The sequence below is a fragment of the Staphylococcus pasteuri genome (assembly GCF_030547725.1).
GTDB classification, from domain to species: domain Bacteria; phylum Bacillota; class Bacilli; order Staphylococcales; family Staphylococcaceae; genus Staphylococcus; species Staphylococcus pasteuri.
Genome location: NZ_JAUOQO010000005.1, coordinates 143,768 through 159,668, shown reverse-complemented (window position 1 = coordinate 159,668; position 15,901 = coordinate 143,768). Strand labels below are relative to the sequence as shown.

Here is a 15,901-nt window from a genome sequence, read left to right as displayed (position 1 = left end):
TATGAGTAAACAAAGAATTTACGAATATGCGAAAGAATTAAATCTAAAGAGTAAAGAGATTATAGATGAATTAAAGAGTATGAACGTTGAAGTGTCAAATCACATGCAAGCTTTAGAAGACGACCAAATTAAAGCTTTAGACAAAAAGTTCAAGCCAGAACAAAGCAAAGAAAACACTAAAAATACTCAAAATAATCACAAAAAATCTGAAAACAAACAACAAAACAATCAGAAACAAAATAATAATAAATCAAATAATCAAAGTGGTCAGAATAAAAACAACAAAGGTAAACAACAAAACAACCAAAATAATCAAAATAACAACAATAATAAGAAAAATAATAAGAATAACAAAAATAATAAAAACAATAAAAAGAACAACCAAAAACAAAACAACCAACAACAAGCAGAACCTAAAGAAATGCCATCAAAAATTACGTACCAAGAAGGTATTACAGTTGGCGAATTAGCTGATAAGTTAAATGTTGAATCTTCAGGTATTGTTAAAAAATTATTCTTATTAGGTATTGTTGCAAATATTAATCAATCATTAGATCAAGAGACATTAGAGTTAATTGCAGATGACTATGGTGTTGAAATCGAAGAAGAAGTTGTTATTGAAGAAGAAGACTTATCAATTTATTTCGATGATGAATCAGAAGATCCAGATGCAATTGAGCGTCCAGCAGTAGTAACAATCATGGGACACGTTGACCACGGTAAAACAACATTACTAGACTCAATTCGTCACACTAAAGTAACAGCAGGTGAAGCTGGCGGTATCACTCAACATATTGGTGCTTATCAAATTGAAAATGAAGGTAAAAAAATCACTTTCCTTGATACACCAGGACACGCAGCTTTCACTACTATGCGTGCACGTGGTGCTCAAGTGACAGATATTACAATTTTAGTAGTAGCTGCTGATGATGGTGTTATGCCTCAAACTATTGAAGCAATTAACCATGCGAAAGAAGCCAATGTTCCAACAATTGTAGCAGTTAATAAAATTGACAAACCAACATCAAATCCAGACCGTGTTATGCAAGAATTAACAGAATATGGTTTAATTCCTGAAGACTGGGGTGGCGATACTATCTTTGTACCACTTTCAGCTTTAAGCGGTGATGGTATCGATAATTTATTAGAAATGATTGGTTTAGTAGCAGAAGTACAAGAATTAAAAGCTAACCCAGAAAAACAAGCTGTAGGTACAGTAATTGAAGCAGAATTAGATAAATCACGTGGTCCAGCTGCATCACTATTAGTACAAAACGGTACATTACACCAAGGTGATTCTATCGTAGTTGGTAATACGTATGGACGTATTCGTGCTATGGTAAATGATTTAGGACAACGTATTAAAACTGCTGGTCCATCAACTCCAGTTGAAATTACTGGTATTAACGATGTACCTCAAGCAGGCGATCGCTTTGTAGTATTTAAAGACGAAAAACAAGCTCGTCGTATTGGTGAAGCACGTCATGAAGAAAGTGTTATCCAACAACGTCAAGAAAGTAAAAATGTTACTTTAGATAACTTGTTTGAACAAATGAAACAAGGTGAAATGAAAGACTTAAACGTGATTATTAAAGGTGACGTTCAAGGTTCTGTTGAAGCATTAGCTGCATCATTAATGAAAATTGATGTTGAAGGTGTAAACGTACGTATCATTCACACTGCTGTAGGTGCGATTAATGAATCAGATGTAACATTAGCCAATGCATCAAATGGTATTATCATCGGATTTAACGTTCGTCCTGATTCAGGAGCAAAACGTGCTGCTGAAGCTGATAATGTAGATATGCGTTTACATCGCGTTATCTATAACGTTATCGAAGAAATTGAATCAGCAATGAAAGGTCTACTTGATCCTGAATTTGAAGAACAAGTGATTGGACAAGCAGAAGTACGTCAAACATTTAAAGTATCTAAAGTTGGTACAATTGCAGGTAGTTATGTTACTGACGGTAAGATTACACGTAATGCAGGTGTACGTGTTATCCGTGATGGTATCGTACAATTTGAAGGTGAATTAGATACACTAAAACGTTTTAAAGACGATGCTAAAGAAGTTGCTCAAGGTTATGAATGTGGTATTACAATTGAAAAATACAATGACCTAAAAGAAGGCGACATTATTGAAGCATTCGAAATGGTTGAAATTAAAAGATAATTTATATTAATGATTTATTCGAGGTTGAGACTGGCGACACTTTTTGAAACAACGTTAAGTTTCTAAAAAGAAAATTGCCTTGATCTCACCTCTTATTTTAACTAAAGAAAAATTTAGAAAGGGTGACAAAGATGAGCAATATGAGAGCAGAACGTGTTGGCGAACAAATGAAAAAAGAAATCATGGATATCGTTAACAATAAAGTGAAAGACCCACGTGTTGGTTTTATCACAATTACTGATGTTGAATTAACAAATGATTTATCTCAAGGAAAAGTTTATTTAACAGTTTTAGGCGATAAAAAAGAAGTCGACAACACATTTAAAGCATTAGAAAAAGCTAAAGGCTTTATCAAATCTGAGCTTGGATCACGCATGAGATTACGTATCATTCCAGAATTATCATTTGAATATGATGAATCCATTGAATACGGAAATAAAATCGAACGAATGATTCAAGATTTACACAAACAAGATAAATAAATATAGCATGACAACACTTAGCCTGGGAAACTTTTTTCTCAGGCTAAATACATATAAAATGACTGAATAGATTTTAAATATCTATCAAACGAATCATATTACTAATTAGTAGTGGTATAATAGCCAAGGATATTAATATTGATAATTAAAAAGGTGTGAAACCATGTATAACGGTATATTACCAGTATTTAAAGAAAGAGGCTTAACTAGCCATGATGTAGTATTTAAGTTAAGAAAAATACTTAATACTAAAAAAATAGGTCATACTGGAACATTAGATCCTGAAGTATCAGGCGTATTGCCTATTTGTGTAGGACCGGCTACTCGTGTAAGCGATTATGTTATGGAGATGGGGAAAGCATATGAAGCAACAGTAACCATTGGAAGAAGTACAACTACAGAAGACCAGACAGGAGAAACAGTTGAACATAAATCAATTACTGAAACTGATTTGACTGAACAACAAGTAGATCATGTTATTAAACAATTCGAAGGTACAATTGAACAGATTCCACCTATGTACTCATCCGTTAAAGTTAACGGCAAAAGATTATATGAATATGCACGTAATAATGAAACGGTTGAAAGACCAATAAGACAAGCCACTATAAAAATTATTAAACGTACATCACCATTACGTTTTGATGGGGAAGAATGTCACTTTGATATAGCAGTTAGTTGTGGTAAAGGAACATATATACGAACACTAGCTACTGATATAGGTGCTAAACTAGGGTATCCTGCTCATATGTCATTATTAACTCGTATTGAATCTGGAGGCTTTAATTTAGAACAAAGTTTGTCATTAGAAGATATTAAAAATTTGCATGAGCATGATTCGTTACAAGATAAATTGTTTCCTATAGAATATGGTTTGAAAGGTTTACCACAACAAATGGTTACAGATGATCAAATCAAACAACGCATCCTAAACGGACAAAAATTTTATAAAAAGCAGTTCGAAAACATTAATGATGATCAATTTGTATTTGTAGATAATGCATCACAAAAAGTGTTGGCTATATATATCATACATCCAGATAAACCAGGAGAATTAAAACCTAAAAAAGTATTTAATTAAAGGAGATTTATTATGAAAGTGATAGAAATTACCCATCCAATTCAAGAAAATCAAAGAATAAATGAAAACGTTGCGATGGCGTTTGGTTTCTTTGATGGTATGCATAAAGGGCACGATAAAGTTTTTCAAACTTTAGATGAACAGGCGCAATCACACGGATTGAAAAAAGCAGTTATGACCTTTGATCCGCATCCATCAGTTGTGTTAAATCCAGAACGTAAAAGAACAACTTATTTAACACCACTTTCTGATAAAATTGACATGATTGAAGCACATGGTGTTGATTACTGTATTGTCATCAATTTTTCATCTAGATTTGCTAATGTTACTTCTGAAGAATTTATAGAAGAATATATTATTAAAAATAATGTTAAAGAAGTTATTGCAGGATTTGATTTTACATTTGGAAAATTCGGTAAAGGTAACATGTCAGTGTTAAATGAGGTAGAAGACTTTAACACTACTATAGTTGGTAGACAAGAATTAGGCGAAGAAAAAATATCAACAACTGCTATTAGAGAAGCATTGCAAAATGGAGAACTACAAAAAGCCAATGAAGAATTGGGTTACTTATATAAAATCAAAGGTACTGTAGTTCAAGGTGAAAAACGAGGCCGTACTATTGGTTTTCCAACTGCAAATGTTCATCCTAGCGATGATTACTTATTACCTAAAAAAGGTGTATACGCTGTAAGTATGGAAATCGGAGCAGAACAAAAGCTGTTCCGTGGAGTTGCTAATGTAGGTGTTAAACCAACTTTTCATGACCCAGCGAAAGCCGAAGTAGTTATCGAAGTAAATATTTTCGATTTCGATGAAAATATTTATGGTGAACGTGTAGTTGTTTATTGGCATCATTTCTTAAGACCGGAAATTAAATTTGATGGTATAGATCCATTGGTTGAACAAATGAATGATGATAAAGCGCGTGCAAAATATTTATTATCAGTTGATTTCGGTGATGATGTATCATATAATATATAAAGTTGATTAAAACGAGTTGATTCGTTTTAACCACAACCTTTTTCTTAGTAGGTCGAGACTCCGACGCCTAACTCGGATAAAGGTGTATATACAATAAAGGAGGAAATTGATAATGGCAATTTCACAAGAACGTAAAAATGAATTAATTAAAGAATACCGTACTCACGAATCAGACACTGGATCTCCAGAAGTTCAAATCGCTGTCTTAACTGCTGAAATCTCAGCTTTAAACGAGCATTTACGTGAGCACAAAAAAGACCACCATTCACGTCGTGGATTATTAAAAATGGTAGGTCGTCGTAGACATTTATTAAACTACTTACGTGGTAAAGATATTCAACGTTACCGTGAATTAATTAAATCATTAGGTATCCGTCGTTAATCTTAATAATAAATTAGGAAAGCACCATTCGATTGGTACTTTCCTTTTTTTATTCTCTAACAAATAAGAACTAATATAAATTGAAAGTAATAAGTGATATGATATAAGTAATAGAATTTAGAGAGGAGATTCATAATGTCTCAAGAGAAGAAAGTTTTTAAAACTGAATGGGCTGGCAGATCATTAACAATTGAAACAGGACAGTTAGCCAAACAAGCTAATGGTGCTGTTTTAGTTCGTTATGGTGATACAGTTGTATTATCAACTGCAACTGCTTCTAAAGAGCCACGTGATGGTGACTTTTTCCCATTAACAGTTAATTATGAAGAAAAAATGTATGCTGCAGGTAAAATTCCTGGAGGATTTAAAAAGAGAGAAGGACGTCCAGGTGATGATGCAACTTTAACTGCACGTTTAATTGATAGACCAATTCGTCCATTATTCCCTAAAGGTTACAAACATGATGTGCAAATTATGAACATTGTACTTAGTGCAGACCCAGATTGCTCACCTGAAATGGCTGCAATGATAGGTTCATCTATGGCATTAAGTGTTTCTGATATTCCATTCCAAGGACCAATCGCTGGTGTAAATGTGGGTTATGTTGACGGAAAATATGTTATCAATCCAACTGTTGCAGAGAAAGAAGTATCACGTTTAGACCTAGAAGTTGCAGGTCATAAAGACGCTGTTAACATGGTTGAAGCGGGTGCTAGCGAAATTACTGAAAGCGAAATGCTTGAGGCAATCTTCTTTGGTCATGATGAAATTAAACGCTTAGTTGCATTCCAACAAGAAATTATTGACCATATTCAACCTGAAAAACAAGAATTTATTCCAATTGAAAGAGATGAAGCACTTGTTGAAAAGGTTAAATCTTTAACAGAAGAAAAAGGTTTAAAAGACACTGTATTAACATTTGATAAACAACAACGTGACATTAATTTAGATGCATTAAAAGAAGACATTGTTGCTGAATTTATCGATGAAGAAGATCCTGATAATGAAACTTTAATTAAAGAAGTTTATGCAATCTTAAATGATTTGGTTAAAGAAGAAGTAAGACGTTTAATCGCAGACGAAAAAATTCGTCCTGATGGTCGTAAACCTGATGAAATTCGTCCATTAGAATCTGAAGTTGGTCTTTTACCTAGAGCACATGGATCTGGTTTATTCACTCGTGGACAAACACAAGCATTGTCAGTATTAACATTAGGTGCTTTAGGAGATTATCAATTAATTGATGGCCTAGGACCAGAAGAAGAAAAACGTTTTATGCATCACTATAATTTCCCTAACTTCTCAGTTGGTGAAACGGGTCCAGTAAGAGCACCAGGACGTCGTGAAATTGGTCACGGTGCATTAGGTGAAAGAGCACTTAAGCACATCATACCTGATACTTCAGATTTCCCTTATACAGTAAGAATCGTAAGTGAAGTATTAGAATCTAATGGTTCATCTTCACAAGCGTCTATTTGTGGTTCAACATTAGCTTTAATGGATGCAGGTGTGCCAATTAAAGCACCAGTTGCCGGTATCGCTATGGGACTTGTTACTCGTGAAGATAGTTATACTATTTTAACGGATATTCAAGGTATGGAAGATGCTTTAGGTGACATGGACTTTAAAGTTGCAGGTACTAAAGAAGGTATTACTGCTATCCAAATGGACATTAAAATTGACGGTTTAACTCGTGAAGTGATTGAAGAAGCTTTAGAACAAGCGCGTCAAGGTCGTTTAGCTATTATGGATCATATGTTACAAACTATTGATCAACCTAGAAATGAACTAAGTGCCTATGCACCTAAAGTTGTTACAATGAATATTAACCCATCAAAAATTAGAGATGTCATTGGACCAGGCGGTAAAAAAATCAATGAAATTATTGATGAAACAGGCGTTAAACTTGATATCGAACAAGACGGTCAAATATTTATTGGTGCAGTAGATCAAGAAATGATTAATCGTGCACGTGAAATAATTGAAGAAATTACTCGTGAAGCTGAAGTTGGTCAAGTATACAATGCTAAAGTTAAACGTATCGAAAAATACGGCGCTTTCGTTGAATTATTCCCAGGTAAAGATGCGTTATTACACATCTCACAAATTTCTACTGAACGTATTAATAAAGTAGAAGACGTGTTGAAAATTGGAGACACAATTGAAGTTAAAGTAACTGAAATTGACAAACAAGGTCGTGTCAACGCTTCACATAAAGCTATAAACGAAAAATAATATTGTTTAAATGATTGGAATCTTTATAAAGGGTTCCAATCTTTTTATATTTCGCTAACCTTTTATATTAAAGCAGTGATGACATTGATTAATAGTGTACATCAAGCCCATTTTAACTTATAATAAATGGTGAGTTTATATATGGACGGGGATAAAATATAGGAGGTAACATTTTGAGTTTAATAAAGAAAAAAAATAAAGACATTCGCATCATACCACTTGGTGGTGTAGGAGAAATTGCGAAAAATATGTATATCGTTGAAGTAGACGATGAGATGTTTATGCTTGATGCTGGTTTAATGTTTCCAGAAGATGAAATGTTAGGCGTAGATATCGTAATTCCAGACATTCAATATGTCATTGAAAATAAAGAAAAATTAAAAGGCATTTTCCTAACACATGGACATGAACATGCAATGGGTGCCGTAAGTTATATATTAGAACAAGTTGATGCTCCTGTTTACGGGTCTAAATTAACAATTGCCCTTGTTAAAGAGAGTATGAAATCACGTAATATTAATAAAAAAGTTCGTTACTATTCAGTTAACCATGAATCAGTTATGCGTTTTAAAAATGTGAATATTAGTTTCTTTAATACAACACATAGTATCCCCGATAGTTTAGGTATCTGTATTCACACATCTTATGGTTCAATTGTATACACAGGTGAATTCAAATTTGATCAAAGTTTAAGTGGACAATACTCACCAGACTTTAAACGTATGGCTGAAATTGGAGAAGAAGGAGTCTTTGCTTTAATCAGTGACTCTACTGAAGCTGAAAAACCAGGATACAATACACCTGAAAACGTGATTGAACATCACATGTACGATGCATTTGCTAAAGTAAATGGACGTCTTATTGTATCATGCTATGCTTCAAACTTTATAAGAATACAACAAGTATTAAATATTGCGAGCCAATTAAATCGTAAAGTATCTTTCTTAGGACGTTCACTAGAAAGTTCATTTAATATTGCACGTAAAATGGGTTATTTTGATATTCCGAAAGATTTACTTATTCCAATTAGCGAAGTTGAAAATTATCCTAAAAATGAAGTCATTATTATTGCAACAGGTATGCAAGGTGAACCTGTAGAAGCATTAAGTCAAATGGCTCAACAAAAACATAAAATTATGAACATCGAAAAAGGTGATTCAGTATTTTTAGCAATTACAGCATCAGCTAATATGGAAGTTATTATCGCTAATACATTAAATGAATTAGTACGTGCAGGTGCACATATTATTCCTAATAATAAAAAGATTCATGCATCAAGTCATGGATGTATGGAAGAACTAAAAATGATGATTAATATTATGAAACCAGAATACTTTATACCTGTTCAAGGTGAATTTAAAATGCAAATTGCGCATGCTAAATTAGCAGCTGAAGCAGGTGTTGCACCTGAAAAGATTTTCCTTGTTGAAAAAGGTGATGTTATTAATTATGACGGTACAAATATGGTATTAAATGAAAAAGTACCTTCAGGTAATATATTAATCGATGGTATCGGCGTCGGTGATGTAGGTAATATTGTATTAAGAGATCGCCATTTATTAGCTGAAGACGGAATCTTTATTGCAGTAGTTACACTTGATCCTAAAAATCGCAGAATTGCAGCGGGACCTGAAATACAATCAAGAGGTTTTGTTTACGTTAGAGAAAGCGAAGACTTATTAAAAGAAGCTGAAGAAAAAGTACGTGAAATCGTTGAAGCAGGATTACAAGAAAAACGTATTGAATGGTCAGATATTAAACAAAATATGAGAGACAAAATTAGCAAATTACTTTTCGAAAGTACTAAACGTCGTCCAATGATTATTCCAGTCATTTCAGAAATATAATCATTATAAATATAATTTAAAGAGGTTGGGACATACTCACATTGTTTTTAGTCATTTGAAATATATGACTTTGAACTTCAATAGACTATTGTAAGTATAAGGAATGATTCGAATACATTCTTTATTTTACGAAATGTTTCTATTATGAGTGTAAGTGTCCTTGCCTCTTTCATCTTATTAAAAAAGCCTTAAATTATTGGCACAAAAGTTATTTATTATACATATGAAAGATTATAAAAAGAAGGTGTACCAATTTGCCACAAGCAAAGAAAAAATCGCCGACAAAGAAAAAAACAAATACAACTAGAAAGAAAACAACCACAAAGAAAAAGCAAACTGAGAGTCCATTAAGATATATTATTGCTATCGTTGTGGTTATTTTAATCATTTTAGGTGCTTTTCAATTAGGCATCATAGGACGAATGATTGATAGTTTCTTTAATTATTTTGTCGGAATGAGTCGATATTTAACATATATTTTAATTTTATTAGCAACAGGTTTTATCACATATTCTAAGAAAATACCTAAAACAAGAAGAACAGTAGGTTCAATTACATTACAATTTGCATTACTATTTATAGCTCAGCTATATTATCACTTTAGTAAAGGTATCGTTTCTGAAAGAGAACCAGTATTGTCTTATGTTTATAAATCATATGAACATAATCATTTTCCAAATTTTGGTGGCGGATTGATTGGCTATTATTTACTAGAAATTTGTATTCCGCTCATTTCTATTGTCGGTGTTATCATTATTACGATTTTACTTTTAGCATCAAGCATTATTTTGCTATTAAACTTAAGACATCGTGATGTATCTAAAAAAATATTAGAAGGTATAAAAACTACTACAGTATCAGCTTCTCAAAATTTAAAAGAAAACCGACAAAATAATAAATCTAAAAAAGAAGAAAAAGCTAAAAATAAAGCAGAAAGAATCGAAAAGCGCCATCGTTCACAAGAAAATGATGTAGTAAAAGACGTTACAGATTTACCAGAAGTACAACAAGACAGTGATATACCTATATATGGTCATAGTGATTCTGAGAAAGAGACAGTACAACCAAAACGTAAAAAACGATTATTTGATCATGAAGCAAATGACAATACACCAAGCAATAAAGAACAACAGACGAATAATGATCGTTCTGAAATAGAACATCAAACTCAATCAAAAAATAATGAAAATGATGATAGCCAAAATGAAAATTCTATTTCTGAAGCTGGAGAAGAAATGAATGTTTCTTATGTAGTACCGCCATTATCATTATTAAAGCAACCAGCTCAGAAACAATCAACGTCAAAAGCAGAAGTTAAACGTAAAGGTCAAGTTTTAGAATCTACAATGAAAAACTTCGGTGTTGATGCAAAAGTTACTCAAATTAAAATCGGACCAGCCGTTACACAATATGAAGTTCAACCAGCACAAGGAGTGAAAGTAAATAAAATCGTTAATTTGCATAATGATATTGCTTTAGCTTTAGCTGCAAAGGATGTACGTATTGAAGCACCTATACCAGGACGTTCAGCTGTAGGTATTGAAGTGCCAAATGATAAGATCTCTTTAGTTGCATTGAAAGAAGTATTAGAAGAAAAATTCCCTTCTAATGATAAATTAGAAGTCGGATTGGGTAGAGATATCTCAGGAGATCCAATTACTATTCAATTAAACGAAATGCCCCATTTATTAGTTGCGGGTTCTACCGGAAGTGGTAAGTCTGTTTGCATTAATGGAATAATTACTAGTTTGTTATTAAATGCTAAGCCACATGAAGTTAAACTTATGTTGATTGATCCTAAAATGGTAGAATTAAATGTGTACAATGGTATTCCGCATTTATTAATACCAGTTGTAACTAACCCACATAAAGCGGCACAAGCTTTAGAAAAGATTGTAGCGGAAATGGAAAGACGTTATGATTTATTCCAACATTCTTCTACAAGAAATATAGAAGGATATAATCAATATATTAGAAATCAAAATAAAGAATTAGATGAAAAACAAGCAGAATTACCTTATATTGTTGTAATTGTAGATGAATTAGCTGATTTAATGATGGTTGCTGGTAAAGAAGTAGAAAATGCTATTCAACGTATCACCCAAATGGCACGTGCAGCAGGTATTCATTTAATTGTTGCTACACAAAGACCGTCCGTAGATGTTATTACTGGTATAATTAAAAATAATATTCCATCAAGAATTGCCTTTGCTGTAAGTTCACAAACAGACTCAAGAACGATTATAGGTTCTGGAGGAGCTGAAAAATTACTAGGTAAAGGTGATATGCTATACGTTGGAAATGGTGATTCAACTAAAACAAGAATACAGGGTGCATTCTTAAGTGACCAAGAAGTACAGGATGTAGTCAACTATGTAGTGGAACAACAACAAGCTAATTATGTTAAAGAAATGGAACCTGATGCACCAGTAGATAAGTCAGAAATGAAAAGTGAAGATGCGTTATATGATGAAGCCTACTTATTTGTTATAGAAAAACAAAAAGCAAGTACATCTTTATTACAAAGACAGTTTAGAATTGGGTATAACCGAGCATCAAGACTCATGGATGATCTTGAGAGAAATCAAGTTATAGGTCCTCAAAAGGGAAGTAAACCAAGACAAATTTTAGTTGATATTGATAAAGATGAGGTGTAATTATGTCGGAAATGAATGCTAAATATAGAGTAAAACAATACATTTTAAATAAAATTAAATCTGGAGAGTTAGAGTATGGAAGTAAATTACCAAGTAATTTATCAATTGCTCGTGAACTTCAAATAAAAACAGATGATGTTTATGATGGGATAAATGAACTTATCACTGAACAAGTGATAGTTGATAATTTTGAAGAGGGTACAAGTGTGAAATCACTGCCCCCTTTCTTTTATCCCTTAAATGAATTGATTAGTATAACTGAAATGATTAAAAGTGCTGGTTTTAAATCTGGGACTGAATATTTAAATTTTGATGAACAACCAGCAACCATTTTAGATGCTAAACGTTTAGGAATTGGCGAAAAACAACCAGTTACTATTATAGAAAGATTAAAAACTGCCAATCACCAACCGGTTGTGTATTGTTTAGATAAAATTGCGAAGGACTATTTAACATGTACGGGTTACCAAGAAAGTAATGGTTCAATGTTAAATGCAATTAAAGATGCAACAGGTCATATAGTAACTTATGCAGAAACTGATTTAGAAGCGGTTAATTATGAACCTCATATATCAGAATTACTTAATGCCTCACCACATGAAGGATTAATGTTACTCAAAGTAACACATTATGATGAAGAAAAGAATCCGATTTTATATTCTTTAAATTATATGAAAAGTAGTTTAGTGAAATTTAGAATTACAAAAGAAAAATAATGATAAAGTCATTGGAGGTAAAGTAGTTGGATAAAGAAAAGCAAAATAATAAAAATAAACATATTCATGTGATGCCAACTGAAAAATTTAAAACTACAACGATAACATTTAAATTTATGGCACCACTTGATTATGAAACAATTACTGAACGATCAGTGCTTAGTAAAGTACTAGTAAGAGCTTCTCAAAAGTGGCAAGACGATAAGGCTTTGAATCGTCGATTGTCTGAACTTTATGGCGCTTATGTGAATAGTTTTGTTTCTAAATTTAAAGATAAACATGTTATTACAATTTCCCTTGAAATCGTAAATGAACGCTATCTCAAAGACCAAACCCCATTATTTGAACAAGGGTTAGATTTATTAAATGAATTAATATGGAATCCATTAATACATAATCAACAATTTGACGAAAAATTTGTTAAACAAGAAAAATCACTACTTAGTAAAAAAATAGAAGCTATGATTGATAATAAAGCGCAATATTCATTCTTAAAATTGTTAGAAAATATGTTTGAAAATGAAGCTTATCAATATTTAGCAACAGGTCAAATTGAACAAATATCTAAAGTGACTCCAAATTCCTTATATAATACATATCAATCAATGATTCAAAATGATTATTGTGCTGTTTATGTTGTAGGTAATGTTAATCAACAACAAGTTATTGACCAAATCAATACTAAATTTAATATTGAGCCATTTATTTTTGAGACAACTTCAAATGATAATAAACAATTAGAAAATGCTAGCAACATACCGAATCCAATTGTTGAGACTGATGATGTTGATCAAGCAAAGCTAAATTTAGGATATCGTTTCCCAACGCATTATGGTAAAAATAATTACTATGCTTTTATAGTGTTTAATATTATGTTTGGCGGAGATCCTTCATCTGTACTATTTAACGAGGTACGTGAAAGACAAAGTTTAGCTTATTCTATTCATTCACAAATTGATGGTAAAAATGGTTATCTATTTGTGCTTAGTGGTGTATCAGCAGATAAATATGAAGTTGCTAAACAAACAAATTTAGAAGAGTTCGATAAATTTAAAAAAGGTGAATTTGAAGAAGGTAAAATTGAATTAGCTAAAAAAATCATTACGTCCCAAAGACACGAATCTACAGATAGACCCAAAAGTATTATAGAAATATTACATAATCAGATTCTGTTAGATGAACCACAAACTGACGAAGACTTTTTGAATAACATAAATCAAGTTACTAAGAAAGATATCGTAGATCTTGTAAATGAAGCAGTTTTAGATTCGATTTATGTATTAACGAAAGGGGGGAATGAGTAGTGAAACAACATTACTATGAGGTCATAGATGAAAAAGTTTATGAACATGAATTACAAAATGGCTTACGTTTATTTGTCATTCCTAAACCTGGATTTCAAAAAACATTTGTAACGTATACTACTCAATTTGGCTCACTAGATAGTCGTTTTAAACCTCTTGGCCAGAATGAATTTGTGACAGTCCCTGATGGCGTAGCACATTTTTTAGAACATAAATTGTTTGAAAAAGAAGAGGAAGATTTATTTACTGCTTTTGCTGAAGACAATGCACAAGCGAATGCATTTACAAGTTTTGATCGTACAAGTTACTTATTTAGTGCTACTGATCACTTAGAAAATAATATTAAACGATTACTGACTATGGTTGAGACGCCTTATTTTACAAAAGAAACTGTAGATAAAGAAAAAGGTATTATTGCAGAAGAAATCAAAATGTATCAAGAACAACCTGGCTATAAATTAATGTTTAATACATTAAGAGCGATGTATACAAATCATCCAATTAGAGTGGATATTGCGGGTAGTGTTGAAAGTATTTATGACATTACTAAAGATGACTTATATTTATGTTATGAAACATTCTACCACCCATCTAATATGGTACTTTTTGTTGTAGGTGACGTAGATCCAGAATATATTGTTGATATTGTAGAGGAACATGAAAATCAGCGAGATAAAACAAATCAACCTGAAATCGAACGTGCTAAAATTGATGAACCTCAATCTGTGAATCAACATTTTGTAACTGAAGAAATGAAACTACAATCCCCTAAATTGATGCTTGGATTTAAAAATCAACCATTAGAAGAATCTCCTGAAAAATATGTACAACGTGATTTAGAAATGACATTTTTCTATGAACTTATTTTTGGAGAAGAGACTGAATTTTATCAAGAATTACTTAATAATGATTTAATTGATGAAACATTTGGATATCAATTTGTTTTAGAACCGACGTATAGTTTTTCTATAATTACAAGTGCCACAACTAATCCAGATCAATTAAAACAATTGCTTTTAAATCAATTGAAACAAAATCAAGGTAATCTCTCAGATATTGAAGCTTTTGAATTACTGAAAAAACAATTTATCGGCGAATTTATTTCGAGTCTTAATTCTCCTGAGTACATTGCGAATCAATACGCAAAGCTATACTTTGAAGGAGTTAGTGTCTTTGATATGTTAGATATTGTTGAAAATATTACGCTTGAAAGTGTCAACGAGACATCACAACTATATTTAAATTTAGATGAAATCGTTGATAGTCGCTTGGAGATTAAACCATAATGAGAGCTCTAGTATTAGGTGGTTCAGGTTCAATAGGAACAGCAATTGTTGAACAATTATTAATTGATGGATATGAAGTCGATCTACAATTTAACACGTCCGATGAGACCCAATTAAAGGCACAGTATCAAAATAAAAAAGTTAATTTAATTCAATGCGATTTATCAGGTAATGTTAATTTAGACCATTTATTTGGGCATATTCAGCAACTTGATTGTATTATTTATGCTGCAGGAAATGCATTATACGGTATGCTTCAAGACATGACTGATGAACAAATTGACATGACTTATCAGATTCACGTCCACCAACTCATCAGAATAAGTCGTTATTTTGTAGATACATTGAGACAAAGTGAAAATGGAAGAATCATTGTTATTTCTTCAATTTGGGGAGAAACTGGTGCGAGTATGGAAACAATTTATGCGACAATGAAAAGTGCTCAGCTAGGGTTCGTAAAATCATTAAGTCAAGAATTATCACAAACATCAGTGACTGTTAATGCAATTACGCCAGGTTTTGTATCAGGTAATATGAGTGACAAATGGTCTGAAGATGAACTCAACCAAATTTTAGATGAACTTCCTCAACACCGTATGATTGCACCTAATGAAATAGCTTATGCTTGTTCATATTTATATCATCCTATGGCTAAAAGTATTACTGGCACCATTCAAAAAGTTAACGGTGGTTGGTATTTGTAATAACTACTTGAAAGCTCCAAATTTTTGCATGAACTTTGTAGTACATG

At 32.2% G+C, this 15,901-nt stretch carries 12 protein-coding genes; all 12 read left to right on the top strand.

The window, feature by feature from the left end; genetic code table 11:
• Window position 1 precedes the first annotated feature (1 nt).
• The 12 genes from infB to ymfI all read left to right on the top strand — a co-directional run bounded on the left by infB (window position 2) and on the right by ymfI (window position 15,854).
• A complete protein-coding gene (infB, locus tag Q4528_RS07150; RefSeq protein ID WP_046466616.1) occupies window positions 2-2,176 on the top strand; it encodes a translation initiation factor IF-2 in 2,175 nt (724 codons plus the stop codon).
• A 131-nt stretch (window positions 2,177-2,307) separates the two neighbouring features.
• Window positions 2,308-2,658, top strand: a complete 351-nt coding sequence (rbfA, locus tag Q4528_RS07145) for a 30S ribosome-binding factor RbfA (protein WP_017638365.1) — start codon at window positions 2,308-2,310, stop codon at window positions 2,656-2,658.
• Window positions 2,659-2,821: 163 nt separating this feature from the next.
• The gene (truB, locus tag Q4528_RS07140; protein WP_029055439.1) at window positions 2,822-3,739 is read left to right on the top strand and encodes a tRNA pseudouridine(55) synthase TruB; all 918 of its coding nucleotides are present in this window, start codon (window positions 2,822-2,824) and stop codon (window positions 3,737-3,739) included.
• Between the two features lie 12 nt (window positions 3,740-3,751).
• Window positions 3,752-4,723: a riboflavin biosynthesis protein RibF gene (ribF, locus tag Q4528_RS07135; protein WP_029055438.1), complete on the top strand. Its 972-nt coding sequence runs from the start codon at window positions 3,752-3,754 to the stop codon at window positions 4,721-4,723.
• Between the two features lie 112 nt (window positions 4,724-4,835).
• On the top strand, window positions 4,836-5,105 hold the full coding sequence (gene rpsO, locus Q4528_RS07130) for a 30S ribosomal protein S15 (RefSeq protein ID WP_046466617.1): 270 nt from the start codon (window positions 4,836-4,838) through the stop codon (window positions 5,103-5,105).
• Between the two features lie 135 nt (window positions 5,106-5,240).
• Entirely contained in the window at window positions 5,241-7,340 is a 2,100-nt protein-coding gene (pnp, locus tag Q4528_RS07125) for a polyribonucleotide nucleotidyltransferase (RefSeq protein ID WP_017638361.1), read from the top strand.
• Between the two features lie 173 nt (window positions 7,341-7,513).
• Window positions 7,514-9,187, top strand: coding sequence for a ribonuclease J2 (gene rnjB, locus Q4528_RS07120; RefSeq protein WP_046466618.1), 1,674 nt, complete (start codon window positions 7,514-7,516; stop codon window positions 9,185-9,187).
• A 254-nt stretch (window positions 9,188-9,441) separates the two neighbouring features.
• Window positions 9,442-11,844 (top strand): DNA translocase FtsK, encoded by a 2,403-nt coding sequence (locus Q4528_RS07115; RefSeq protein WP_108016798.1) that lies wholly within the window; start codon window positions 9,442-9,444, stop codon window positions 11,842-11,844.
• Window positions 11,845-11,846: 2 nt separating this feature from the next.
• Window positions 11,847-12,560: a GntR family transcriptional regulator gene (locus Q4528_RS07110; protein ID WP_017638358.1), complete on the top strand. Its 714-nt coding sequence runs from the start codon at window positions 11,847-11,849 to the stop codon at window positions 12,558-12,560.
• A 26-nt stretch (window positions 12,561-12,586) separates the two neighbouring features.
• Window positions 12,587-13,864: an EF-P 5-aminopentanol modification-associated protein YfmF gene (gene yfmF / locus Q4528_RS07105; protein WP_439848926.1), complete on the top strand. Its 1,278-nt coding sequence runs from the start codon at window positions 12,587-12,589 to the stop codon at window positions 13,862-13,864.
• The gene (yfmH, locus tag Q4528_RS07100; RefSeq protein ID WP_046466621.1) at window positions 13,864-15,150 is read left to right on the top strand and encodes an EF-P 5-aminopentanol modification-associated protein YfmH; all 1,287 of its coding nucleotides are present in this window, start codon (window positions 13,864-13,866) and stop codon (window positions 15,148-15,150) included. The genes yfmF and yfmH overlap by 1 nt, the downstream gene beginning before the upstream one ends.
• Window positions 15,150-15,854, top strand: coding sequence for an elongation factor P 5-aminopentanone reductase (gene ymfI, locus Q4528_RS07095; RefSeq protein ID WP_017638355.1), 705 nt, complete (start codon window positions 15,150-15,152; stop codon window positions 15,852-15,854). The genes yfmH and ymfI overlap by 1 nt, the downstream gene beginning before the upstream one ends.
• Window positions 15,855-15,901: the final 47 nt, after the last annotated feature.